We start from the raw sequence: 24,100 nt of genomic DNA on the forward strand, positions 1-24,100 counted from the left end.
ATTTGAAGATAAAACCAAAAAACTTTACTGCGTTATGAATATTCCTTCCGACCTCAAGTACACCAAAGACCACGAATGGATCCGCATCGAAGGAAATACCGCCACTGTGGGTATTACTGAATTTGCCCAAAAGGAACTGGGCGATATTGTGTTTGTTGAAGTTGAAACCGTAGGCGAAACCATCGGACAAGGCGAGACATTTGGCACCATCGAAGCCGTGAAAACTGTATCCGACCTGTTCATGCCCGTTGCGGCTACTGTGACAGAATTCAACGAACAACTGGCCAAAACCCCGGAGCTCATCAACCGTGATCCGTATGGCGAAGGCTGGATTGTCAAAATAAGCATTGAAGAAGGCGCCGACCTGAGCGAACTGCTCGACGCAGCCGCCTACAGTGCGTTGATTCAGGGATAAACCCAAGCTGCAGCTTGAGACAATTTCCCTCCTTGCGACGTAACCTGCCGGGAATTCTCTGGACAGCCCTTATTGTGCTGCTTATGGGTATTCCCGGCAACCGTTTTCCGCAAATCAGCAGCTTCTGGGAATGGCTCGAACCCGACAAACTGATACACCTTGTCTTGTTTGGGGTATGGGCCTACCTCATTCTCCGGCAAAACCCTGCACAATATCACCGCAATCGCGGGCGTTTGTTTGTATTGGTCCTGTTAAGCGGGGCAATATTGTCGGCTGCAACGGAACTGCTTCAACATTATGTCTTTATAAACCGGAGTGGCAACATATATGACGCACTGGCCAACATAATCGGCACGATCTTTGGAATGATTATATATATCACCACGCACACTAAAAAAAGTGACAAGCGGTAAGCGAAAACACAATTAATTACTAATTTAGCCCCCTGATTAAAAACAGGTTCAGGCATAAAGACCAGAATTATGGAACTAAAGAAATCACCTAAAGCAGATCTTGAGAACAAAAAGATTCTGTTCAGGCAAATCGGTCTGGTGATTGCGCTTTTGATTGTGTTTGCTGCATTCGAATACAAGAGCTACGACAAGCGCACAATCAATCTGCAACAACGTGTGGCCGAAGAAGTGCCGGAGGAAATTATACCCATTACCGAGCAAAACGTGAAACCACCGCCACCGCCACCGCCACAGCAGGTTACTGTGCTCACTGTGGTGGACGACAATACCGAAGTGCAGGACGTGAAAATTGACGTGGAAGTTGACCAAAAAACGGTGATTGAGGTTTATGTACCTCCGGTGAAGGAAGAGGAAGAAATTGTGGAGCAGGAAATCTTCACCATTGTGGAATCAATGCCCGAGTTTCCCGGTGGGCAGCAGGCCATGCTCGAGTTCATCGCCCGCAATATCAAATATCCGCCACTTGCCCGCGAGAGCGGCATTCAGGGCCGTGTATTTGTAAACTTTGTGGTTGAGCCCGACGGTTCGGTTAGCAATGTGAAGGTGATACGTGGTATTGGCGGTGGCTGCGACGAAGAAGCAGTTCGCGTGATCCAGTCCATGCCCAAGTGGACGCCCGGTCGCCAGCGTGGCAAGCCGGTGAGGGTTTCGTTCAACCTGCCTGTAAGGTTTACCCTCCAGTAGAAATGACATCATAGAAACTAGAATCCGGCCCGAAAGGCCGGATTTTTTTTGCAAAAAAAACAGCTGTCCGGGGAAGCAGCTGTTTTAGCAAACTATGTTTTTGTCTTAGTAACGATTCAGGCAGTTGAGATCGGCAAATGCAACCTTGAGGCGCTCTACCATGGCTTTTTCGCCTTCGCGAAGCCACTTGCGGGGGTCGTAATATTTCTTGTTGGGGACGTCTTCGCCTTCTGGATTACCAATTTGCCCCTGCAGGTAGTCGTGGTATTTGGCTTCGAAGCGGCGGATGCCATCCCAGAATGCCCACTGGGTGTCGGTGTCGATGTTCATCTTCACCACGCCATAGTCGAGCGATTCGCGGATGAGTTCGGGTTCGGAACCAGAGCCGCCATGGAACACAAAGCTGACCGGATTGGGGCCTGTGCCAAATTTTTCCTGGATGTATTTTTGTGAGTTGAGCAGGATTTTGGGCTGCAGCTTCACGTTGCCGGGCTTATACACCCCGTGCACATTGCCAAAGGCGGCAGCGATGGTAAAACGGTCGCTCACACTGCTGAGTTCTTTGTATGCCTCTGCAACTTCTTCGGGCTGGGTGTAAAGGCGCGAGTTGTCAACCCCGGTGTTGTCCACGCCGTCTTCTTCGCCTCCGGTGATGCCCAGTTCAATTTCGAGGGTCATGCCCATTTTCGACATCCGCTCGAGGTAACGCTTGCTGATTTCAAGATTTTCGTGCAGCGGCTCTTCCGACAGGTCGAGCATGTGGCTGCTGAACAAGGGTTTGCCGTGTTCTTTGTAGAATTTTTCGCCGGCTTCGAGCAAACCGTCAACCCAGGGAAGCAGCTTGAGTGCGGCGTGGTCGGTGTGCAGGATGACCGGAATGCCATACATGGCGGCCATCTGGTGCACATGCAGCGCGCCGGAAATGGCACCGGCAATGGCTGCTTTCTCGCCTTCGTTCGACAGGCCTTTGCCTGCATAAAAAGCTGCACCGCCGTTAGAAAACTGAATGATGACGGGCGACTTGACCGCAGCTGCGGCTTCGAGCACTGCGTTGATCGAGTTGGTGCCCACCACATTGACAGCCGGCATGGCAAAACGCTCTGCCTTGGCTACCCGGAAAATGGTTTGCAGGTCGTCGCCACTGGCTACACCGGCGCCAACCAGATTAGAAAGTTTTTCTGCCATATTTTTCAGGATTTAATGGACTTAACTTGCCCGGTATATTATTCCTTTTACCGGAAGCACAAAGGTAAACAAAATGGCTGACTAGGCATGGTCTGGTCTGCCTGCATTAAATCGCTGAACCTGCCGTTTTATGATGGTAATCAGCTCGTTGCGGTTTACTGGCTTGGCGATATAATCGTCGAAGCCTGCTTCCAGAAAACGTTCCCGGTCGCCGGTCATGGCATAAGCTGTTTGTGCAATGAATGGCACCTGGTTGTATTCGGGCATTTCGCGCCGGATCTGCTGCATCAGCTTGAGCCCGTCCCAGGGAGCAGGCAGGTTGATGTCGAACAGCATCACCTCAAAAATATGCTTGTGCTTATGGCGTTCGCGCACAATGCGCAAAGCTTCCTAGCCATTTACTGCCAAAGTGAGCTGTCCTGTTTTGGCCAGCATTTTTTGCAACACCATGCGGTTCATGCGGTCGTCTTCCACGATAAAGATGTCGTATCCTTTTTGTGGAGCTGCAGCAGCATTTTCGTCAGTTTCGGCCGGTTTGGCCTTCACGTGGTCTTTGGTTGGGATGTTGATTTCGACTGTGGTGCCCACATCAGGGATCGACTCAATCTGGATGCGCGATTCCATCAGGTCAAGCAGGCGTTTTGCCAGTGGCAATCCGAGTCCGGCCCCTTCAAACTGTCGTCCGTAACCCAGACTTTCCTGGCTAAAGGCCTCAAAGAGGTGTTTTTTGAATTCATCGGTCATGCCTTTGCCGGTGTCTTTCACACGCAGCAGGGCTTCGCCGGTTTTGGGCAGAAACTCGGTGGTGATGTTCACAAAACCGGCAGAGGTATATTTGATGGCATTATCTACCACAATATTAATCACTTGCATCAGCCGCGTGTTGTCGGCCAGCACCTCAGGCACCTCGCCCAGCTTCCAGCGGAATGCCAGCCCTTTTTCGTTGGCGTTGAAGGTGTGCAGCATGCAAACGTTTTCGACGATCTGGTTCAGGTTGCAGGGATGGATCTCCACTTCAAGGTCGTTGGCCTCGATGCGGCTAATGTCGATGATGTTGGTCAGCAGGTTGAGCAGGCGGTCGCCGCTTTCCTGTATGCCGGTGGCATATTCGTAGAGTTCCTGGTTCTCCATGAGCGCAAGCTCGGTTTGCAGCAGGCTCGAAAAACCGATGATGCCATTGAGCGGGGTGCGGATTTCGTGGCTCATATTGGCCAGAAAGGCATTCTTGAGGTAGTTGGCTTCTTCGGCTTTTTTCAATGCCTTTTTGAGCTCCAGGTCTTTGGCACGGATCTCCTGCAACTGGGCTTCGAGCTCACCAGTCTTTTCTTTGACCTTTTGCTCAATGATTTCCTCTTGTTTTTCTATCTGTTTGTTCAGCCGGTCCAACTCGGCGGATAGTTTCGCTGCCTGGGTTTTCAGGCGGTTCCGTCTGTTATTCAGAACAATCAGCACCACCACAACCGAAAGCAGGGCAGCAAGGGTTGCAATGCTTTTGCCCGTCGACCAGAAACTTTTCCATGGATCTGCCTCAAGGTCAAAGTGGGTCTCAATATGCGTTTCCGTCCCGGTTTGTACGCCTGTTCCGGGCGATAGCCTGATGGCGCTTTGCTTGAGTGCCTGCGCGGCTTTGGTGGTGTCGCCCATCTGGGTGTAGGTGCGGGCCAGTTCGATCCAGGCCTGCGTTTGCTCGGCTTCCAGACCGGCATCGTCCATGGCAGTTATTTGCAGCAGGTAAGCTGCTTTTTCGTTGTTGTCGTACTCGCCCGAAAGCCCGGCAAGCCTGAGCAGCAATTCTGCCCTGGCCTTTCCTTTTTCGTGGGCAAGCCTACTGCTCAGGCTGTCGATCAGCATGATGGTCTGCAACGATTGGCCAAAAATGCCGGCTGAGAAAAACAACAGGTGCACAAACAAAAAGCTGACAAACGTTCGTCTCGGCTTCATGGATGATGAAAGATAAGTGATGAACAAATGTAGTGTACTTTGGGTCTGAAACCCTAAAAAGAGGATGCCAAGCCTCCGGGAAGGTTATGGGTTTGTCAGGCGTGTTTATTTAGACTGAATAAGCGCATCTAAGTTTTTGCATATATTTACAGGATTTTTTGAGAGAAGTTTAGCACGCAATTGCCACAAAACCAATACTTATGATAAAAAAGGTACTCGTTGCCAACCGTGGAGAGATAGCCATACGTGTGATGCGTTCGTGTCGTGAGATGGGCATCGAATCGGTGGCCGTTTATTCGGATGTTGACCGGAAGTCGATGCACGTGCGCTATGCGGACGAAGCTTACCACATCGGTCCGGCGCCTTCGGCCGAGAGCTATCTGAGGATGGACCGCATCATAGAAGTAGCCAAAAAATCAGGTGCCGATGCCATCCATCCCGGATATGGATTTCTGTCCGAGAATGCTGCATTTTCGGCACTTTGCGAAAAGGAGGGGATCATCTTCATCGGTCCCTCGCCCCACGCCATTGAAACCATGGGCGACAAAATCACGGCCCGCAAAACCATGATTGCAGCCGGAGTGCCGGTGGTTCCGGGCACCACCGAACCCGTACGCGATATCAAAACAGCCCTCGAGGTGATTCGTGAGATTGGTTTGCCGGTGATGATCAAAGCCAGTGCAGGCGGTGGTGGCAAAGGCATGCGACTTGTCAGGCGCGAGGAAGACGTCATCAACGCCATAAGCGCTGCCCGATCCGAAGCCAAAGCCGCATTCGGCGATGATGCCGTTTATATCGAAAAATACATCAGCTCGCCGCACCATATTGAATTTCAGGTGCTTGGCGATAAACACGGAAATATCATCCATCTGTTTGAACGCGAATGCTCGGTGCAGCGCCGCCATCAGAAGGTGATCGAAGAAACACCCTCGCCCATCATGACTCCTGAAGTGCGGGCCAAAATGGGCGAAGCAGCCGTGGCCGCAGCCCGGGCTGTGAATTATTACGGAGCGGGTACCATCGAATTCATTGTGGACGACGACCTCAACTACTACTTCCTCGAAATGAACACCCGCCTTCAGGTGGAGCATCCCATTACCGAACGTGTGGTGGGCATCGACCTGGTAAAACAGCAAATCAACATAGCCAATGGCCTGCCACTGACCTACAGGCAGGAAGATCTGCGCCAGCACGGTCATGCCATCGAAGTGCGCATCTATGCCGAAGACCCCGACAACAACTTCATGCCTTCGCCCGGCCTGATCAAACACATCACCCATCCGCTGGGTTTTGGCGTGCGCCACGACGGTTATGCCTACGAAGGTTACGAAATCCCGATGTTTTACGACCCCATGATTTCGAAGCTTATCGTATGGGCCGAATCCCGGCCGGAAGCCATAGCGCGACTGAAACGGGCCTTGCATGTGTACAAGATAACCGGCGTTAAGACATCGATCCCATACCTCAGGCGCATACTCGACGTGCCTGCCTTTGTCGAGGGCCGTTACAACACCCATTTCATCGAAGAAAATCAGGAATACCTCAAACCAAAACGCACCTGCACCGACAGGGCCGTGGACATCGCTGCCATCACAGCTTTTGTGGATTACATCAACAAGATTGAAAAGCTTCAGCCACCAGCCACACAAAAGCAGCTGGCCAACAACTGGAAAGATTTTGGTCGCAAACGCGGGGTACTCAGGTTCTGAAAAAATTTATGAAGTATGGCCTACGAAATCAAAATTGAAGACAAGGTCAGGAATATCGAAATCCTGAGCCGCAATGGCAATAATTACCAGGTTGCCATCGACAACAAGGTGTACGAACTCGACATCATCGAGGTTGAGCAGGGGGTGTACAGTGTGCTTCACGACAACCGCTCATTCAATGTGGAATTGGTGGAGCACCGCGGCAGCAAGTCGTACATTGTGAACACCTTTTTCTCCTCGTTTGAGGTGGATATTATCGATGCCGAGGCCAAATACCAGCTCAACAGGCGCAGCGCCGAGGCCGATGAAAGCAATGTGATTGTTTCGCCCATGCCCGGCAAGGTCGTCAAGGTACTTTTCAACGAAGGCGATGAAGTGAAAGCCGGACAGACTGTGGTTGTAGTTTCGGCCATGAAGATGGACAGCGAATACAAAGTAAAACAGGACCGTGTGATCAAACGCATACTTGTAAAAGAGGGCGACACGGTGAGCAGCGACCAGCCAATGGTGATTTTTGAATAAAAAAACACAACGATATGTCACTCGAAGAAAAAATCAGACAGCTCGAAGAATTTAACCGTCTGGCCGAACTGGGCGGCGGGGAAGACCGTATCAGGAAACAACACGAAGCCGGGCGTAAAACAGCCCGCGAACGCCTGCTCGACCTGCTCGACCCCAACACCTTTGTGGAGGTGGATAAATTTATGACCCACCGCGCCACCGACTTCGACATGGATAAGCAGAAATACCTTGGCGACGGGGTGGTTACCGGTTACGGAAAAATTGACGGCAGGCTGGTCTATGTGTTTGCACAGGATTTCACTGTGTTTGGCGGTTCGCTCAGCCGGGCCAATGCCGACAAGATTGTCAAGATCATGGATCTGGCCATGAAGATGGGTGCGCCTGTAATCGGACTCAACGACAGTGGGGGTGCACGCATTCAGGAAGGAGTGGAAAGCCTGGCCGGTTATGCCGATATTTTCTACCGCAACGTAATGTCGTCGGGGGTCATCCCCCAGATCAGCGCCATCCTTGGCCCTTGTGCAGGTGGGGCGGTTTATTCGCCCGCCATCACCGATTTTATCCTCATGGTTAAGGAAACTTCATACATGTTCGTAACCGGCCCCGATGTCATCAAAGCCGTTACCCACGAAGAGGTGACTAAAGAAGAGCTTGGCGGAGCCATGACCCACAACAGCAAAAGCGGCGTGGCCCACCTGATGGCCGACGACGACACCCAGGCCATGATGATGATTCGTGAGCTGCTGAGCTTTTTGCCCTCGAACAACCTCGAAGACCCGCCCGTCAAGGCCTGCACCGATAATCCGCTGCGCGAAGACGAAAGCCTCGACACCATTGTGCCCGACGATCCGAACAAGCCTTACGACATGCACGAGATCATCAGCAGGGTGGTGGACGACAAGATCTTTTTCGAGATACAGCCTTTCTTTGCCAAAAACATCATCGTGGGTTTTGCCCGCCTTGGCGGCCGCCCTGTGGGCATTGTGGCCAACCAACCCTCGGTGCTGGCCGGTGTGCTCGATATCGACAGCTCGGTGAAGGCTGCACGATTTGTGCGTTTTTGTGATGCCTTCAACATACCGCTGATCACCTTCGAAGATGTGCCCGGTTTTCTGCCCGGAACTGTGCAGGAATACGGCGGCATAATCAAGCACGGAGCCAAGTTGCTTTATGCCTTTGCCGAAGCTACCGTGCCCAAGATCACTGTGATCACCCGCAAAGCCTACGGGGGTGCCTACGATGTGATGTCGAGCAAGCACATCGGGGCCGATGTCAACCTGGCTTATCCCACAGCCGAAATTGCCGTGATGGGTCCGGAGGGAGCCGTAAACATCATCTACAAAAACAAGCTCAATTCGGAAGAAGAACGCAAAGCTGCCATTGACGAATACCGCCGCCGCTTTGCCAGCCCGTATAAGGCTGCCGCCCTGGGTTATATCGACGAAATCATCTACCCCAGGCAGACCAGGCGCAAACTGATCGAAGCCCTCGAGATGACCCAGTCCAAGGTGGTGAACAACCCCTCGAAAAAGCACGGCAACATCCCGCTCTGATTCCTGACCAATATTCACCCAATATGAGTAAAGGCTGTCTCAAAAGTGAGGCAGCCTTTTTCTTTGTGCCTGATAATGTTGTTTATTGCCTTGATGTGCGGTGCACAAAATGCTGTGAGTTTCCGGGCTGGTGGTAACAAATTTCTTCGCCTATGGCGCTGATCACTGCACTCAGGCTTCGGGCGCTCAGTGCGGCATCCTTGTCCAGATTGGGCTTGTTGCTGTAGAGCAGGTATTTTTTACGGTTTTCGACGGGCGTCAGATTAGGCATCACCACATTGGCACCTGCCAGCAGTCCTTTTTGCCGGCCCAGCGGGTCGAGGGTTTCCAGCGCAGTGGAAGCGGCAATGTTGATCAGTGGCATATTGATCCGCAAAAGGGCAATCATGAGCAGGGCTATTCTGAACCTTTCGGATCCAGGCCAAAGCTCGCCTACGCGGGCATACATGGGGGTTTGAATATGCTCGATGTAAGGTCCCATGCCAACCATATCCACGTCCATCTGGCGGAAAAACAGGAGGTCGCGGGCCAGGTCTTCGAGGGTTTGCCCGGGTAAGCCGATCATTACCCCAGTGCCTACCTGAAAGCCGGCAAGCCTCAGGTTTTCCAGAGCTGCAATGCGATCCTCCCAACGGTGGTCTTCGTCCCTGGGGTGGATAGTTTCGAACAGCCTGCGGTTGCTGGTTTCGATGCGGAGCAGATATCGGCTGGCTCCGGCTTCGAACCACCGGCGATAAACCTCGGCAGGTTGTTCGCCGCACGACAGGGTGATGGTGAGCTCGGCACGTGTTTCGCGATGTATGCGCCTGAGCAGGTTTTCGATCTGTACAACAAAGTCCTTGCTTGTCAGCTCACCTGTTTGAATCACAAGCGATCCGAAGCCCTGCTCCCAGGCAAAGCGTGCACATTCGAGCGCCTGATCGTCGGTCAAGGTATATCGCTCAGCCAGCGCATTGCCCGCACGTATGCCACAATAAAAGCAGTTTTTCCTGCAGCGGTTGGTGAGTTCGATGAGGCCGCGCAGATATACCTTGCGTCCGACGCTTTCGCTCTTAACAGCCAAACCCCGTTCAAGAATAAGGTTGGTTTGCTCGCCTGGCGGAACAGAAAGCAATTGCGTAAGTTGTGCAACATCGTGTTGCTGAAGCTCAAGCAGGTCTTTTATGTGGCTCATTGATAAAGTTTAAGGAAGGGTTGGGTAACGCGATCAAAGATTCCGTTTATCCAGGCGATGGCCATGCCGTAGTTGCTCACGGCAACTCCTGCATCTACTGCAGGTTTAAGCCTGTTGATCAGTTGTTTGCGTGTCACAACACACCCGCCGCACTGAATCACAAGTTTGTATTGGTGCATGTCGTTCACCTGTGCCAGGCCGGCCACGATATCGCAATGGATATCTTTTCCGGTAAATTCCCTGAGCCAGCGGGGCAGTTTGTGCCGGCCAATGTCTTCGCAGCTCACCTGATGGGTGCACGATTCGAGGATGAGCACCCTGTCGCCATCCTGAAGTTCTGATATGGCGGGTGTGCCTTGCAGGTAATGCTCAAAATCGCCACGCAAACGGGCAAACACGATGCTAAAGCTGGTAAGAGGCACATCCTCAGGCACAATCCTGCTCACAAACCCGAAGGCCTGGCTGTCGGTGACCACAAGCTGGGGCCTGGGTATGCCCTCGCGGAAATATTGCTCCAGGTGGGTTTCCTTGAGCACTACGCAAATGTTGTCGTTGTCGAGCACATCGCGTATGGCCATCACCTGTGGCAGAATCATGCGGCCGTCGGGAGCTTCGGAGTCGATGGGCGTAACCAGCAATATCACTTTGTTTGGTTCGACTATGCCACCAAAAAGCGAAGGTTTCTGGTACACAGTTTCAGGTATGGTTTTTTTCAGGATTTGAATCAGCTCTTCCAGGTGGTCGCGGTTGGTGGTGGTAAAGTCGATGACTTCGGCTTTGCTGAATTCGCGGATTTTTTCGCGGGTGATGGGTTCCAGCGGGCTGATGTCGCTCTTGTTGTGGACAATGAGGTAGGGCACCTGATGTTCCCTGAACTGTTTGATCAGCTCGCGTTCGTAGAAGCCAAACTGGTTTTCGGTTATTACAAGGATGGCGCAGTCGATGGTTTTGATGGTTTGCATGCTTTTTTCGACGCGCTTTTCGCCCAGCTCACCGGTATCGTCGATGCCCGCGGTATCAACTATAATGGCCGGCCCGATGCCGAATATCTCGATCGACTTTTTCACAGGGTCGGTGGTGGTTCCCGGTTCAGGCGACACAATGGCCACTTCCTGGTTGACCATCAGGTTGATGATGGAGCTTTTGCCGTTGTTGCGTCTGCCAAATATTCCGATGTGGGGTTTGAGGTCTTTTCCTTTGGCCATAGATTTTTAGCTCGTTGGTTGGAGTTATTGTGGTTAATCAGAAATACAGGTCGCGTTCGCCCTGCCGGATGCGTTCGATGCGCTGGCGCACCTGCTGCTCGTAGCGTGGGTCGTCCATCTCAGCCAGATTCCGTTCAATCACCCGCCAGCCTTTTTCGGCTGTGGCCGGGCTGGCATAATCCTCGATGTATTCTGCCAGGGTAAGCAGGGCATTGGGGGTGCAAAAACGTTTGATGAAACCGGGCACGCTGAATTCCATAAAGTGCTCGCCCGTACGGCCTTTGCGGTAGCATGCCGTGCAAAACGAGGGGATGTAGTCGGCCTCGAGCAGCTCGTCGATCACTTCGTTGAGCGTGCGGTCGTCGTTGATTTTGAACTGTTCTTTGGTGAGGTTCTGGTCCACAGACGGATTTTCGGCATAAGCGCCAATCTCGAGTTTGGTTCCGGCATCGATTTGCGAGCAACCGAAGGCCAGCACCTCCCGCCGGATTCTTTCAGGTTCGCGGGCGGTGAGGATGAGGCCGGTGTAGGGTACAGCCAGCCTGAGAATGGCTACAAGCCTCGTAAACTCATCGTCCGACACTGCATATTTATCATCGAGGTCGTAATCGAGTGCGTCCTGTATGCGTGGGAACGAAATGGTATGCGGCCCTACATTGAAACAGGCTTCCAGGTGATTCACATGTCGCAGCAGGGCCAACACTTCGAAGCGCCAGTCGTACAAGCCAAACAAAGCGCCCAGTCCCACATCGTCGATGCCGGCCACCATGGCGCGGTCGAGGGCGGTGAGGCGCCAGTCGTAGTCGGACTTTTTGCCGGAGGTGTGGCAATTGGCATAAGTTTCGTGGTGATAGGTTTCCTGGAAAATCTGATAGGTGCCTATTCCGGCCTGGCCAATCGTCCGGAAGCCTTCAATATCGAACGGGGCAGCATTGATGTTTACCCTCCGGATTTCGCCATGGTCTTTTTTGACCTTATACACCTCGCGGACAGTTTCGGCAATAAACTCCGGCGAATAGGTGCGGTGCTCGCCAAACACCAGGATGAGCCTTTTCTGGCCATGCTCCTCGAGGGCTTTCACATTGGCAATGAGCTCGTCGCGGGTGAGGGTTTTGCGCACGGCTTCCTTGTTTGAGGCCTTGAATCCGCAGTAGCGACAGTTGTTCGAGCAATAATTACCTACGTAGAGCGGAGCAAAGAGCACAATACGTTTGCCGTACACTTTTTCCTTAAGTGTCCGCGCGCCTTGCTTGATTTCTTCTACCAGGCCGGGGTCTTCGGCTTTGAGCAGGATGGCAGTGTCGGCCAGGCTCAACCGCTGTTTGGAGAGGGCTTTGCCGATCACCTCGCGAACCCTCACCGGATCGGCAACAGCCTGGTTCAGGTAATCCCAGATTTCCCCGTCGTCAATAAATGGCTTCATCGGTTCGTCGGGGATGAGGTATGTTTCAGGATAAAACTTCATGGTTGCTGGTCTATAATGGAATTAAGTTCTTCAATACTTGATTAATTCTGTTGCCAAAGATGTTAACGTTTTCCGACAGGTGGCATTGCATGGCGGATATTTATTGCCTCGGGATGCGCACGGTGAAAGTGGATCCCACATCGGGTTCGCTTTCCACCTCAATGGTGCCATTGTATTGTTCCACCATACGTTTAAGGATGGATAAGCCCAGTCCGCTTCCGGTGATCTCTTTGGTTTTCTGGTTTTTAATCCGCACAAAATCTTCAAAAATTTTCTGGGTATCCTCTTTGCTCATGCCTATGCCGGTGTCGCTCACCCTGATCAAAATTTCTTTTCCCTGATCTTCGATGAGCACGTTCACCTGTCCGTTGTCTTTGTTGTATTTCACGGCATTGGACACGAGGTTGTTGAAAATGATTTCCATTTCGTCGGCATCGGCAAGCAGGGTGGTATTGCCCTTGCTCTGGAGGGTCATTTTCACGTTTTTCTGTATGGCGTAGGGTTCCATAGTGTCCATGGCCTGGCGGGCGATGGCCGGAAGTTCGGTTTCGCGCAGGCGCCGCTCTTTTTTGCCCGATTCGATGCGTGTCAGGTCGAGCAGGTCCATGATCAGGTTACGCATGCCTTTGAGCCGGGCAAGCGAGCGGTCGATCATGGTGGCATAGCTGTCGATGTTGTCGCCCAGTTGTTTTTCCTGCATCATCTTCAGGTAGCCTTCCACGGCATTGAGGGGCGATTTGAGTTCGTGCGACAGTACCGAGAGGAATTGAAAACGGATTTGTTTTCCTTCGGCCTGCATCTTGCGCGTCATGCGCTTGAGGAAGAGGTGTTTGGCAACATTTTCGATGCTGGCCCTCAGCTCCTGTGGGGTAAAGGGCTTGGGCATGAAGTTGTAGGCGCCATTTTTTGTGGCACGGATGGCAAGGTCGAGCGAGGCATAGGAAGTGATCATCATCACGGCCAGGTCGTACTTCTGTTTGTTGATATATTCAAGCACTTCTATGCCATCCATGCCCGGCAGTTTGTTGTCGAGCAAAACCACGTCAATTGGCCGGCTGTTGAGCAGTTCGATGGCTTGCTCGCCTGTTCCGGCCTCAATCACGGCAAAGTCGAAATCCTCGTCCATAAACGGATAGCCAACGGTGAAGTTTTGCAGAATCCGCACCACACCGGAGCGGATTCCGGGTTCATCGTCCACCACCAGCACCTGCAGTGTTGCCATAGGAGATTGGGTTGCGCTTGTTTTTAGGGTTGTTTTGGCAAAGGTAGGCAATGCCGGCCATGCCCTGAACGGCTTTCAGATTTTGAGCAGTTTGTTGATCTCGCGGTGAAGCTGATCGGGGCGGATGCCTTTCTCCAGATAGAGGTCGGCTTTGATCCAGCCTTTGTTGCCTTCGTCGTACAGATCGAAGCTGTAGCCGGTTTCGGCTGTTGCGGCCGAAGCGATAATGATGGGCATGTCGGGATATTTTCGACGTGCTTTGTAGGCCAGGATGAAGCCACTGTCTTCCTGTTCCATCATCAGGTCAAAAATGGCCAGATCGGGTTTGGTGGTCTCAAGAATTTTTTCGGCTTCGGCTTGTCCTTCAGCTGTTTTTACCCTGAATCCGAAGCTCTTCACCATCATCTCGATCTGGTAGAGGTAGTCGGCGTCGTCGTCGGCAATGAGGATCAGTTTGTTTTCGTTGCTCATGGTTTTCTATTTTTTTGAATTCTGTTTTATCAGGTAAGGGGTTTACGGGGTAATGTGATTGTAAATGTGGTTCCTGTGGGTCCTTTTTCGGGCTGGTTGTTTGAGCTCACGTGGATTTGCCCTTTGTGCATTTTCACGATTCCATAGCACAGGGGCAATCCAAGGCCGGTGCCTTTGCCCACTTCCTTTGTGGTGAAAAAGGGTGTAAAGATGCGGTCCATGTTTTCGGGCGAGATGCCTGTGCCGGTATCGCAGATGCAGATGCTGACATGCCCGTTGTCTTCTTTCAGCATCAGGCGCAGTGTGCCTCCATTGGGCATGGCTTCCACGGCATTTTTTTCGAGATTGGTGAGCACCTGCATCATTTGGTCGGCATCCAGAAATACGTATGGATCAGTAAGTTCCACTTCCACCTCAACGTTGATGCCGTTGGGAATCACCACCGATTGTAGGCTGCGGTTGACCAGTTTTTCGATGTCGGTTTCCATGAGGCGCACCTGGTTCTTGCGGGCAAAATTGAGCAATCCGCCAACGATTTTCCGGCATCGTTCGGCTTGTTCCACAATCAGTTGCAGGTCGTTGCGCATCTGGTCGTCAGGAGCATCATCCAGCAGCAGGTTGCTGTACATGGTGATCACGCCCAGCGGATTGTTCAGCTCGTGGGCAATGCCTGCCGAGAGCTGTCCCATATGGGCCAATTTTTCCGATTGACGGAGTGCTTCGCGGGCGTTGGCCAGCTCGGCATTCGAGAGGTTGAGGTTTTCGATGCTTTGGTGAAGCTTTTCGATGGTGTATGGAAGGCACATCTCGTCTTCGGCCAGTCCCTGAATCACGGCCACGGCATGTTCGATGCAGCTGTCGTAGCCGCAGGCGCCGCAGTCGAGCAGGTCGTTGGGTTTGGTCTTCCCCAGTTTCAAAAGCACGGCTTGGATAGCTTCGTTGTCGGGCCTTTGCATCCTGCGGTCGCGCGGGGCAAAGGTGGTGTTCAAATCAAGGTCTTCTGCCTCAGCCATTTCGGCTTCCCAGGCTTGCTGGTCGAACGATTCAAGTTTCGATGAAACATAAGCCGAAACCTGGCTACGGCGTTGGTATTTGTTGCCTTTCTGGCTCATGCCAGGCCCCATGATGCAGCCTTCGCAGCAGAGCAGTTCGAGGTGACGGGCCGACAAGGCTCCGTGTGCAAACTCGTTGATGGCGTCTTTGATGTTCACCCTTCCTTCGGCCACCACCACATCGCCACGGGTGAGGTCGGCCGACACTCCCATGTTTTGCAATAGTCCGTGGCTGATCGGAAATACTGCTCCTTTGCCGGCCTTCGGCGGGTCGAAGTCCGATACTTCGCAGTTTTCGGGCCTGATGTCTTTCAGGGCAAACATCTCGCGCAACTCACTGAATGTGATGGCGTGGCGCACTTCGTCCGACTCAGCTTTTTTGGCAATGCACGGCCCGATAAACACAATGGTCACATCGTCGCCATATTTTCGTTTCAGGTTGCGTGCGGCTGCCACCATGGGCGATACAAAAGGAGCCAGATGTTCGGTAAGCTCGGGATGGTAATGTTCCACATAGTACACTATGGCCGGGCAGTCGGACGAGATGAGGGCTTTTTGCTTGCCTTCGAGAAAGAGCTCCCTGTATTTTCTGGCAACCAGGTCGGCCCCGAATGCCACTTCTGTGACTTTTTCGAAACCCAGGGCACGCAGCATACCCACCAGCCTGCCGGGATGATCGAGTTCGTTGAACTCGGCCGGAAAGCTGGGAGCTACCATAGCCACCAGGCGCTTGCCGCGCCCGAGCATATCGAGGAGCTGATTTGTGCCGCGTACAAAGTTTTTGGCGCCTTGCCTGCACACCCGCACACAGTTGCCGCATCCGATGCAGCGCTCGCTCACCACTTCGGCCTGACCGTTGGCAATGCGGATGGCCTTCACCGGACACTCACGCACACAGGTAAAACACATCCGGCACAGGTCTTTCACCGTGTAAACCAGTTGTTTTATTTCGCTGTTGTGGGCCATGAGTGTCCGGGCAGGTCAGGAATCTATCTAAAAAACTTCACGCTTCTGGTAGTGGGTGTGCAGCAGCTGATGGCTCTTGTGACCGAGCGGTTTGCCCAGAAATTTCTCGTAAAGCTCCACGATGTAGGGGTTCTTGTGCGACACCTTGATGGCATCTTTTTCGTCGATGTCGTAGAGCGTACTCATGCGTGCCTTCACTGCTTCTTCGTTGGTGCCGATAAGCTGACCGCCACCATTGATGCAGCCGCCCGGACAAGCCATCACTTCGATGAAGTGGATGTCGTTGCGGCCGTTGCGTATTTCGTCGAGCAGCACAGATGCGTTTTTCAGGCCGCTTACTACGGCCACGCCCACGTCGAGATCGCCTATCTTCAGCCTGGCTTCCTTGCGTCCTTCAAGCCCACGCACGGCTTTAACCTGAAACTTCACCATCTCCTTGCCTGTGATCAGGAAGTGGGCTGTGCGGATGGCAGCTTCCATCACCCCTCCCGAAGCGCCGAAGATCTTGCCGGCCGATGAGCGTGTGCCCAGGGGCGAATCGGCTATTTCGGGTTCGAGTTTGTTGATGTCCACCCCATAAAGGCGAATCAGGCGCACAAGCTCACGGGTAGTGAGCACGGCATCCACATCCGATATTCCATTCTGGGTCATTTCTTCACGCTGCTGCTCAAATTTTTTGGCGGTGCAGGGCATGATCGACACGGAATAGATGTCTTCGGGCGCAATGCCTTCTACCTGAGCGAAGTAGCTCTTTATGATGGCGCCCATCATCTGCTGGGGCGATTTGCAGGTAGAGAGGTTGGGCAGGATGTCGTGGCCAAACTCTTCGGCGTATTTCACCCAACCCGGGCAGCAGCTGGTGATCATGGGCAGGGTGCCTCCGGTGGTGATGCGATGCACCAGTTCGGAAGCTTCTTCCATAATGGTAAGGTCGGCCGAGAAAGAGGTATCGAAGATATAGTCGAATCCGATGCGCCGGAGTGCGGCATTGAGCAGGCCGATGACGTTCTGGCCGGGTTTCATGCCAAACTCTTCGGCAAACGATACCGTGATGCTGGGGGCGTATTGCACCACCACCGTTTTTCTGGGGTTGTTGAGGTTATCCTTGATCTCGGTGATGTGGGGTTTTTCTTTGAGGGCGCCTGTGGGGCAAACCATGATGCACTGTCCGCAGTTGACGCAGGTACTCAGGTTGAGCCCGTGATTGAAGGATGTGTTGATGAGGGTTTTGCTGCCGCGGCCCACAAAGTCGATGGCCGAAACACCTTCGATCTCCTCGCACACCCGCACACAACGGCCGCAGAGGATACATTTTGCCGGGTCGCGCACCAGGCTGGCGCTCGACACATCCAGCTTGTAGTTGTTCTTGTTGCCGCTGATGCGCCTTTCGCGCACATTGAGGTCTTCCGACAGTTTCTGCAATTCGCAGCTGCCGTTGCGTTCGCAATACAAGCAGTCGTCGGGGTGGTTGGACAGCAGCAGTTCCACAATGGTCTTGCGCGACTCTACCACGCGGTTCGAGTGGGTTTTGATGCGCATGCCGCTGGTCACTGGTTCGGAGCATGCGGGCACAAGGTTGCGCCTGCCTTCCACTTCCACCACGCACATGCGGCACGAGCCGGTAGGCAAGAGGCCTTTCATGTGGCAAAGGGTGGGCACACTCATGCCGTGCCTGTTGAGGGCCTCCAGAATGGTGTCGCCTTGCTGTGCTTCGAGTATGTTGTTGTTAACTTCTATAGTGAGGTTCATCGTTGCTGAGCTTTAGTGTTTCACAAAAGTTTGATTAGCTTGCTTTTACGGCGTCGAAATTGCAGGCCTCCATACATGCGCCGCAGCTGATGCACTTGTCGGGGATGATGTAGTGCGGGCTTTTGCGGCTGCCAATGATGGCGTTGGTCGGGCATTTCTTTGCACATACGGTGCAGCCGGTGCATTTTTCAACATCGATGGAGTATTCGCGAAGGTTCTGGCAGACGCCTGCACGGCACTTTTTGTCGAACACATGCTCTTCGTATTCCTCGCGGAACCACTGGAGGGTGCTAAGCACCGGGTTGGGTGCAGTTTGTCCGAGTCCGCACAGGGAGGTGTCTTTGATCACCCTGCCGAGTTGTTCGAGCTGCATCACGCCTTTGAAACGTGCCAATGGCTCGTGCGTTTCGCGGTTTTTGGGTTTGGTGGTGATGCTTTCCAGGATTTCGAGCATGCGGCGGGTGCCTTCGCGGCAGGGGATGCATTTGCCACAACTCTCGCGCTGGATGAAGTCCATGAAAAACTTGGCCACATCCACCATGCAGGTGTCTTCGTCCATCACCACCATGCCGCCCGATCCCATCATGGCGCCTACATTGATCAGGCTCTCATAATCTACGGGAATGTCGAGGTTGGCTTCGGTTACACATCCACCCGAGGGGCCACCCATCTGCACGGCTTTGAAGCGTTTTCCGCCTGCTATGCCACCGCCAATTTTGTAAATGATATCGCGGATGGAGGTGCCCATCGGTATCTCGACCAGACCGGTAGTGGCTATTTTGCCCGACAATGCAAATACTTTGGTGCCTTTGCTTGTTGACGTGCCCATGGCAGCAAACCAGTCGGCTCCTTTGTTGATGATGGTGGGCAGGTTGGCCAGGGTTTCCACATTGTTAATAATGGTGGGCTTGCCAAACAAACCGCTCACAGCGGGGAATGGCGGACGTGGTCTTGGCATACCTCGTTTGCCTTCGATGCTGTGGATGAGGGCGGTTTCTTCGCCACATACAAAAGCGCCTGCACCTTTCTTAATGACGATATCCAGGTTGATGCCGGTTCCGAAAATGTTTTTTCCCAGCAGGCCATATTCCTTGGCTTTTTCGATGGCTATGACCAGGCGTTCGATGGCCAGCGGATATTCGGCACGGATGTAAATGTAGGCTTTGGTGGCGCCAATGGCGTAGGCGGCAATCATCATGCCTTCGAGCAAACGGTGCGGGTCGCCTTCAATCACGGCACGGTCCATAAAAGCACCGGGGTCGCCTTCGTCGGCATTGCAGATCAGGTATTTCTGGTCGGCTTCGGTGGCAAGGGCAAATTTCCATTTTTTGCCGGTGGGAAATCCTCCGCCTCCGCGACCGCGGAGACCGCTTTTTTCTACAAAATCGCACAATTCGCTGCGGGTGAATACCTTAAGGGTGTTCAGGTAGGCTTTGTAGCCGCCGCGGGCGATATATTCCTCGATGCTGACCGGGTCGATGATGCCGCAGTTTTCGAGCACAATGCGCACCTGCGGTTTGAAAAAGGGATGCTTGTTGATGTCGTTTACGCCCGGCCAGGGCTCCTGACCTTCCTGCGCTTCAAACTGACCGAGCACCGGTTGTTCGGGCATCTGACCTGCAAAAATCTGCGAAAGCAGGGATTCCACCTTGTCGCCGGTTACTTTTTCGAACGAAATGCGTTTTTTGCCCGGGAGCTTCACGTCGAGCAATGGCTCGCTCGAGCAAAGTCCGATGCAGCCCACGGGAACCACATCAGCATCAACCTGGTTGATTTGCAACCATTCCTTTGTTTTGGCAATGGTTTCGGCAGCCCCGGCGCCCAGTCCGCAGGTGCCTGCACCCACAAAGATGACCGGCTTGAGGTTTTCTTCGCGCCTGATATAGCGGAGCTTACGTTCGGTTTCGGGCGAAACTTTGGAGCGTTCGCTCACTTTCAGGGTGTTTTCGATAAGGTATGTTTTGTCTGCAATCATGATCAAGCCTCCCTGTTGCGATAGTTTTCGATGATGTTTTTCAGCGATTCGGTGGTTACTTTGGCGTGAAATTCGCCGTTGATGCTAATCACCGGAGCCAATCCGCAGGCGCCAATGCAGGCCACCACTTCCATGCTGAACATTTTGTCGCGGGAGGTTTGTCCCGACTTAATCTTCAGCAGTTTTTCGAGTTCTTCGAGCACGGTGGCCGATCCCAGCACGTGGCAGGCTGTGCCGCGGCATATCTGGATATGGTACTTTCCGGGCTGGGTAAACCTGAACTGATTATAAAAGGTGGCCACTCCAAATATCTTGCTGGCCGGCATGTTCAGGTGCTTACCCACCTCGATCACCGATTCTTCCGAAAGGTATCCTATCTTGTCCTGCACCTGTTGCAGTATGGGGATCAGGCTGTCGTGTCCGGCGTCGGGATATTGTTTCAGAATTTCTTTTACTACTTCGCTCATGGCTTAGACATGCATTGAGGGTTTTGTTGATTCGGGATGCCGCTTACGCATTGGCTGCTTCGGCTTTTTTGTTGAGGATACGCTCGATTTCCGGGAGCAGGCGGTTGCGGTCCACAGGTTTCCTGATAAAACCATCCACGGGCACCCACACCGAGCGGCCGTCTTCAGCGCGGTAGTCGATGCCCGCATTGCCTGTCACGATGTCGCGGATCAGAATGACCTGCAACTCTTTGTAATTGGGGTCGTTGCGAAACTCACGGGCCATGGCCTGCACGCTGGGTTTGGTGGTCATCAGCACCTCGATGGAGGTTTCCATCAGGGTGGCAATGCCCCTGAGTTCGGGGTCGTCCACAAATTCCTTTGCCAGTTCGAACCCTTCGTACTGGGTGGTCATCATCACGTCGAGGATGGCCAGGTCGGGCTTTTCGCGCCGGGCCACTTCAATACCTTCCTGCTTGTTGTAAGCAGTAAAAACTTCATAACCTTCGTGGGTAAGCATGGGTTCCAATACATTGATCACATCCATGTCGTCGTCCACTACGAGAATCTTTGCTTTTTTCATGGCTCTATTTTTTTATGTGTGAATATTCTAACAATCACATCACAAAAATATAACCATATTCTCCTTAGAAAAAGGTAGATTGTTACTAATTTCACAATAGTTGTTTTTCCTTTACAGGAAAGCCGCCTTGCGTAAAAAGGAAGGTGTTTTGCGTAAATGCGCAATCGGAAGTGAGGGGGTGTGCTAATCAAAAGTCAATCAGACCGTTGCGCAAGGCATAAGCCAGCAGGCTGACAGTGTTTTTGGTATTGGTTTTGGCCAGCAGGTTCGACTTGTGACCCACCACCGTACGTTCACTGACAAACAGGCGCTCAGCGATTTCCTTGTTGCTCAGTCCTTCGGCCATCAGCTGAAGCACTTCGATTTCCCTGCGCGTAAGGGCAAGTTCAGCGGCCGCATCCCGTTCGCTTTTCTTGTCGTCTTTTGTCAGGCTGCGCGTGAAATAGTCCCAGAGCTCCTCGCTGTAGTAGGTTTTTCCGTTATACACCGCCTGCAATGCCCGTTCGAGCACCTCTTTGCGGATGTTTTTAATCAGAAATCCTTTGACTCCGGCCTCTATCATGCTTTGGATGTAGGCATCGTCTTTGAACATGGTGAGGGCAATCACTTTCAGGTCTGGTCTGATTTCGAGCGCCTTACGTGTGGCTTCTATCCCATTGAGCACGGGCATCTCTATATCCATCAGCACGATGTCGGTTTCCAGCTCTGGCAGAAGCCGAAGAAATTCTTCCCCGTCGCCGGCCTCGGCCACCACTTTTGCATAACCCATCTTGTTGATGACCATGCGCAGTCCGCTGCGAAAAATTTCGTGATCGTCAACCACAGTAACCCTGATCACCGGATCCATCGGCTGTTCATTTACTAACAACAAAAGTAAATCATTATAACGTTGAACGCGAACCGGCAGTCTTTTTTAGAGAGCGGCCCTCTGCCATAAAGCATTAATTTTGTGCGCGCAAACTTACGCATGGACAACGGACTCCGCAACTTTCTGAAGAATCTAAAGCTCCGACCGGTGCAGCTGGTGCACAAGGCCGAGCTCAGCCCCGGGGTTTTTGTGCTTAGCTTTCCTGCCCAGGGAAGTTTTCTGCCCGGTCAGGTGGTGGGGATAAGTGTAGATGGTCTTCCACCCAGGTTGTACAGCATTGCCAGTGCACCGGATGATGCACACCTTGAACTGCTTTTCAATGTGAAGCCCGACGGGCAGCTTACGCCACGTCTGGCCGGGCTCAAACCGGGCGATACCGTGCAATTGTCGGCGCCATTCGGCGCTTTTCTTGGCGACGATCATCCTGCCTGGTGGATTGCTGCCGGCACTGGTATAGCCCCTTTCCGGTCGATGACCCGGGCCGGACTCTCGCACAACAAGATGCTCATCCATGGAGGACGCACCGTGAATTCCTTTTACTTCGAAAACGAAATTACTGCCGCCCTGGGAGTGCGCTATGTGCGCTGCTGCTCGCAGGAAACCGGTCCGGGACTCTATCCCGGACGACTCACACGCTGGCTGGCTGAGCAACCTGAGTACGACAGCAGCCAGAATTACTATCTGTGCGGAAGCGCCGAAATGGTGGTCGAGGTGCGCGACTTGCTGATCAGCAGGGGGGTGCCCATAGATCGCATCCTTTCCGAAATTTACTTTTAATGCCCTGAGCTATGGAACTGCAAAAACCTTCGCTGTTTGGCATGACCCTGGCCGAGATTGCCGGGCTGACGAGCATGCTAGGCCTCCCAAAATTCGCTGCAGGCCAGATTGCCGACTGGCTCTACAAAAAGCACGCGGACAGCATCGATCAGATGAGCAACCTTTCGAAAGAGGCCAGGGCATTGCTCAACGAACATGTGGTGATGGGCAAAAGCGCCCCCACCAGTGTGCAGGTCTCGGCCGATGGCACAAAAAAATACCTTTACCGGGGTGGCAGCAACCGTTTTGTTGAAGCCGCATTCATACCCGACGACGACCGGGCGACGCTATGCGTGTCGTCGCAGGTGGGTTGCAAGATGGGCTGCCTGTTTTGCATGACCGGCAAGCAGGGATTTCAGTCGCAGCTATCGGCGGGCGAAATTCTCAACCAGATCAGCAGTCTGCCCGAGCGCGACAAGCTTACCAACATTGTTTACATGGGCATGGGCGAGCCCCTCGACAATCTGGAAGAAGTGATGCGAAGCCTCGAAATACTTACTGCCGAATGGGGTTTTGGCATGAGTCCGCGCCGTATCACCGTGTCGACCATTGGCATGATTCCGGCGATGAAGCATTTTATCGAACATTCCGAATGCCATCTGGCTATCAGCCTTCACAGTCCTTTTCATGACGAAAGGCGCAAGCTCATGCCCATCGAGAATGTTTACCCAGCCGAGGAGGTCATCGAGGTACTGCGAACCTTCGATCTTGGCCGGCAGCGACGCATCTCGTTCGAATACATTATGTTTAAAAACCTCAACGACACGCCCCGGCACGTGAAAGGACTCACAAAACTGCTCAACGGATTACGCTGTCGCATTAATCTCATCCGGTATCACCCTATTCCCGACACCCCATTGGAAAGCTCTGACGAGCAAACGATTCAGCAGTTCAGAGAGGCTTTGGTGAAAAAAGGCATTCGCACTACTGTGCGTGCCTCACGCGGGCAGGACATCTTTGCTGCCTGCGGACTGCTCAGCACCAAAGAGTTGGTGAAAGTGCAGGCACCGGATTTTTAAAGAAATCAGACTCCCTTCAATTAAATGAATCTTCATTAAAAATATTTCGGAATTACGTGACCGAAATACTTATTTCTGTATTACATTTGTCGAAATTAAGTACTGGTATTCCTAAATAATCCAATACTTAAATCATAACACTCAGTAATATAAGCATTAACCAAAAACCATCGCTATGTTGTCGAAATCACAAGCACGCACTTTTTTTCTGGGAGGAACGGCAATCACTTTTGCCATTTTCCTGGGATTATCGTGGAACTCGTTGGTCAATGAAGTTCCAACTCAAACCAATGCACATCTTCTTAACGCTGAAGTGGTACGTGGCAAAGCCTTATGGGAGAAGAACAATTGCATGGGCTGTCATACCATTTTTGGCGAAGGAGCCTATTATGCTCCAGAGCTCACCAAGGTTTACGAACGCCGGGGTGAGGGATACATCAAGGCTGCATTAATGTCGAAAGTGCCCTGGGCACCGCGCGGTCGCAAAATGGTAGCCTACGGCTTTTCGGAAGAGCAGGCCAACGACCTCGTTGCGTTTCTAAAATGGGCAGGCGAAGTTGATTTGAACGGGTTTCCGCCAAAACCCGATGTAAAGCGTTAATAACCA

Annotated in this window: 23 protein-coding genes; 9 read left to right on the plus strand and 14 right to left on the minus strand. The window is 52.7% G+C overall.

Annotation, left to right across the window (positions count from 1 at the left end; all coding sequences use genetic code 11):
• The first annotated feature begins 34 nt into the window (after positions 1–34).
• The 3 genes from gcvH (at position 35) to IPM52_10980 (ending at position 1,572) form a co-directional block, all read left to right on the plus strand.
• Complete coding sequence (gene gcvH, locus IPM52_10970; protein MBK9292130.1) at positions 35–415, plus strand: glycine cleavage system protein GcvH; 381 nt, start codon at positions 35–37, stop codon at positions 413–415.
• Between the two features lie 32 nt (positions 416–447).
• Positions 448–828: a VanZ family protein gene (locus IPM52_10975; GenBank protein ID MBK9292131.1), complete on the plus strand. Its 381-nt coding sequence runs from the start codon at positions 448–450 to the stop codon at positions 826–828.
• 69 nt (positions 829–897) lie between these two features.
• On the plus strand, positions 898–1,572 hold the full coding sequence (locus IPM52_10980) for an energy transducer TonB (GenBank protein ID MBK9292132.1): 675 nt from the start codon (positions 898–900) through the stop codon (positions 1,570–1,572).
• A 105-nt stretch (positions 1,573–1,677) separates the two neighbouring features.
• Here IPM52_10980 and fbaA read toward each other — a convergent pair whose 3' ends face one another.
• The 3 genes from fbaA to IPM52_10995 all read right to left on the minus strand — a co-directional run bounded on the left by fbaA (position 1,678) and on the right by IPM52_10995 (position 4,698).
• Positions 1,678–2,757: a class II fructose-bisphosphate aldolase gene (gene fbaA / locus IPM52_10985; GenBank protein ID MBK9292133.1), complete on the minus strand. Its 1,080-nt coding sequence runs from the start codon at positions 2,755–2,757 to the stop codon at positions 1,678–1,680.
• Positions 2,758–2,838: 81 nt separating this feature from the next.
• Positions 2,839–3,132, minus strand: a complete 294-nt coding sequence (locus IPM52_10990; protein MBK9292134.1) for a response regulator — start codon at positions 3,130–3,132, stop codon at positions 2,839–2,841.
• 15 nt (positions 3,133–3,147) lie between these two features.
• On the minus strand, positions 3,148–4,698 hold the full coding sequence (locus IPM52_10995; protein ID MBK9292135.1) for a hypothetical protein: 1,551 nt from the start codon (positions 4,696–4,698) through the stop codon (positions 3,148–3,150).
• A gap of 200 nt (positions 4,699–4,898) precedes the next feature.
• Between IPM52_10995 and accC the strand changes: the two genes are divergently transcribed.
• Genes accC through IPM52_11010 form a run of 3 tightly spaced genes read left to right on the plus strand, consistent with a single transcriptional unit; the run spans position 4,899 to position 8,482 of the window.
• Positions 4,899–6,407 (plus strand): acetyl-CoA carboxylase biotin carboxylase subunit, encoded by a 1,509-nt coding sequence (gene accC, locus IPM52_11000; protein ID MBK9292136.1) that lies wholly within the window; start codon positions 4,899–4,901, stop codon positions 6,405–6,407.
• A gap of 60 nt (positions 6,408–6,467) precedes the next feature.
• Positions 6,468–6,929: an acetyl-CoA carboxylase biotin carboxyl carrier protein subunit gene (locus IPM52_11005; protein ID MBK9292137.1), complete on the plus strand. Its 462-nt coding sequence runs from the start codon at positions 6,468–6,470 to the stop codon at positions 6,927–6,929.
• Positions 6,930–6,943: 14 nt separating this feature from the next.
• Positions 6,944–8,482 (plus strand): acyl-CoA carboxylase subunit beta, encoded by a 1,539-nt coding sequence (locus tag IPM52_11010; GenBank protein MBK9292138.1) that lies wholly within the window; start codon positions 6,944–6,946, stop codon positions 8,480–8,482.
• A gap of 82 nt (positions 8,483–8,564) precedes the next feature.
• Here the strand turns inward: IPM52_11010 and hydE are convergent, their stop codons facing one another.
• The 11 genes from hydE to IPM52_11065 form a co-directional block, all read right to left on the minus strand.
• Positions 8,565–9,656, minus strand: coding sequence for a [FeFe] hydrogenase H-cluster radical SAM maturase HydE (gene hydE, locus IPM52_11015; GenBank protein ID MBK9292139.1), 1,092 nt, complete (start codon positions 9,654–9,656; stop codon positions 8,565–8,567).
• Positions 9,653–10,861 carry a [FeFe] hydrogenase H-cluster maturation GTPase HydF gene (gene hydF, locus IPM52_11020; GenBank protein ID MBK9292140.1) on the minus strand — a complete coding sequence of 403 codons (1,209 nt, stop codon included), beginning with the start codon at positions 10,859–10,861 and terminating at the stop codon, positions 9,653–9,655. The genes hydE and hydF overlap by 4 nt, the downstream gene beginning before the upstream one ends.
• A 37-nt stretch (positions 10,862–10,898) precedes the next feature.
• Positions 10,899–12,326: a [FeFe] hydrogenase H-cluster radical SAM maturase HydG gene (hydG, locus tag IPM52_11025; protein ID MBK9292141.1), complete on the minus strand. Its 1,428-nt coding sequence runs from the start codon at positions 12,324–12,326 to the stop codon at positions 10,899–10,901.
• Between the two features lie 100 nt (positions 12,327–12,426).
• Positions 12,427–13,548, minus strand: a complete 1,122-nt coding sequence (locus IPM52_11030) for a response regulator (GenBank protein ID MBK9292142.1) — start codon at positions 13,546–13,548, stop codon at positions 12,427–12,429.
• Positions 13,549–13,623: 75 nt separating this feature from the next.
• Positions 13,624–14,019 (minus strand): response regulator, encoded by a 396-nt coding sequence (locus tag IPM52_11035; protein MBK9292143.1) that lies wholly within the window; start codon positions 14,017–14,019, stop codon positions 13,624–13,626.
• A 29-nt stretch (positions 14,020–14,048) separates the two neighbouring features.
• Positions 14,049–16,037 carry a 4Fe-4S binding protein gene (locus tag IPM52_11040; GenBank protein ID MBK9292144.1) on the minus strand — a complete coding sequence of 663 codons (1,989 nt, stop codon included), beginning with the start codon at positions 16,035–16,037 and terminating at the stop codon, positions 14,049–14,051.
• A 27-nt stretch (positions 16,038–16,064) separates the two neighbouring features.
• Positions 16,065–17,786 (minus strand): iron hydrogenase small subunit, encoded by a 1,722-nt coding sequence (locus IPM52_11045; protein MBK9292145.1) that lies wholly within the window; start codon positions 17,784–17,786, stop codon positions 16,065–16,067.
• A gap of 34 nt (positions 17,787–17,820) precedes the next feature.
• Positions 17,821–19,761: an NADH-quinone oxidoreductase subunit NuoF gene (locus IPM52_11050; protein ID MBK9292146.1), complete on the minus strand. Its 1,941-nt coding sequence runs from the start codon at positions 19,759–19,761 to the stop codon at positions 17,821–17,823.
• Positions 19,762–19,763: 2 nt separating this feature from the next.
• Positions 19,764–20,228, minus strand: a complete 465-nt coding sequence (gene nuoE / locus IPM52_11055; protein ID MBK9292147.1) for an NADH-quinone oxidoreductase subunit NuoE — start codon at positions 20,226–20,228, stop codon at positions 19,764–19,766.
• 43 nt (positions 20,229–20,271) lie between these two features.
• A complete protein-coding gene (locus IPM52_11060) occupies positions 20,272–20,790 on the minus strand; it encodes a response regulator (GenBank protein ID MBK9292148.1) in 519 nt (172 codons plus the stop codon).
• 187 nt (positions 20,791–20,977) lie between these two features.
• Positions 20,978–21,637, minus strand: coding sequence for a response regulator transcription factor (locus IPM52_11065; protein MBK9292149.1), 660 nt, complete (start codon positions 21,635–21,637; stop codon positions 20,978–20,980).
• Between the two features lie 120 nt (positions 21,638–21,757).
• On the opposite strand from IPM52_11065, the gene IPM52_11070 reads away from it, so the two are divergent.
• From IPM52_11070 to IPM52_11080, 3 genes are all read left to right on the plus strand, one after another.
• A complete protein-coding gene (locus tag IPM52_11070) occupies positions 21,758–22,435 on the plus strand; it encodes an oxidoreductase (GenBank protein MBK9292150.1) in 678 nt (225 codons plus the stop codon).
• Between the two features lie 11 nt (positions 22,436–22,446).
• On the plus strand, positions 22,447–23,493 hold the full coding sequence (gene rlmN / locus IPM52_11075) for a 23S rRNA (adenine(2503)-C(2))-methyltransferase RlmN (GenBank protein MBK9292151.1): 1,047 nt from the start codon (positions 22,447–22,449) through the stop codon (positions 23,491–23,493).
• 175 nt (positions 23,494–23,668) lie between these two features.
• Positions 23,669–24,094: a cytochrome c gene (locus IPM52_11080; protein MBK9292152.1), complete on the plus strand. Its 426-nt coding sequence runs from the start codon at positions 23,669–23,671 to the stop codon at positions 24,092–24,094.
• Positions 24,095–24,100: the final 6 nt, after the last annotated feature.

Source organism: Bacteroidota bacterium (assembly GCA_016715945.1).
Lineage (GTDB): Bacteria > Bacteroidota > Bacteroidia > Bacteroidales > F082 > JALNZU01.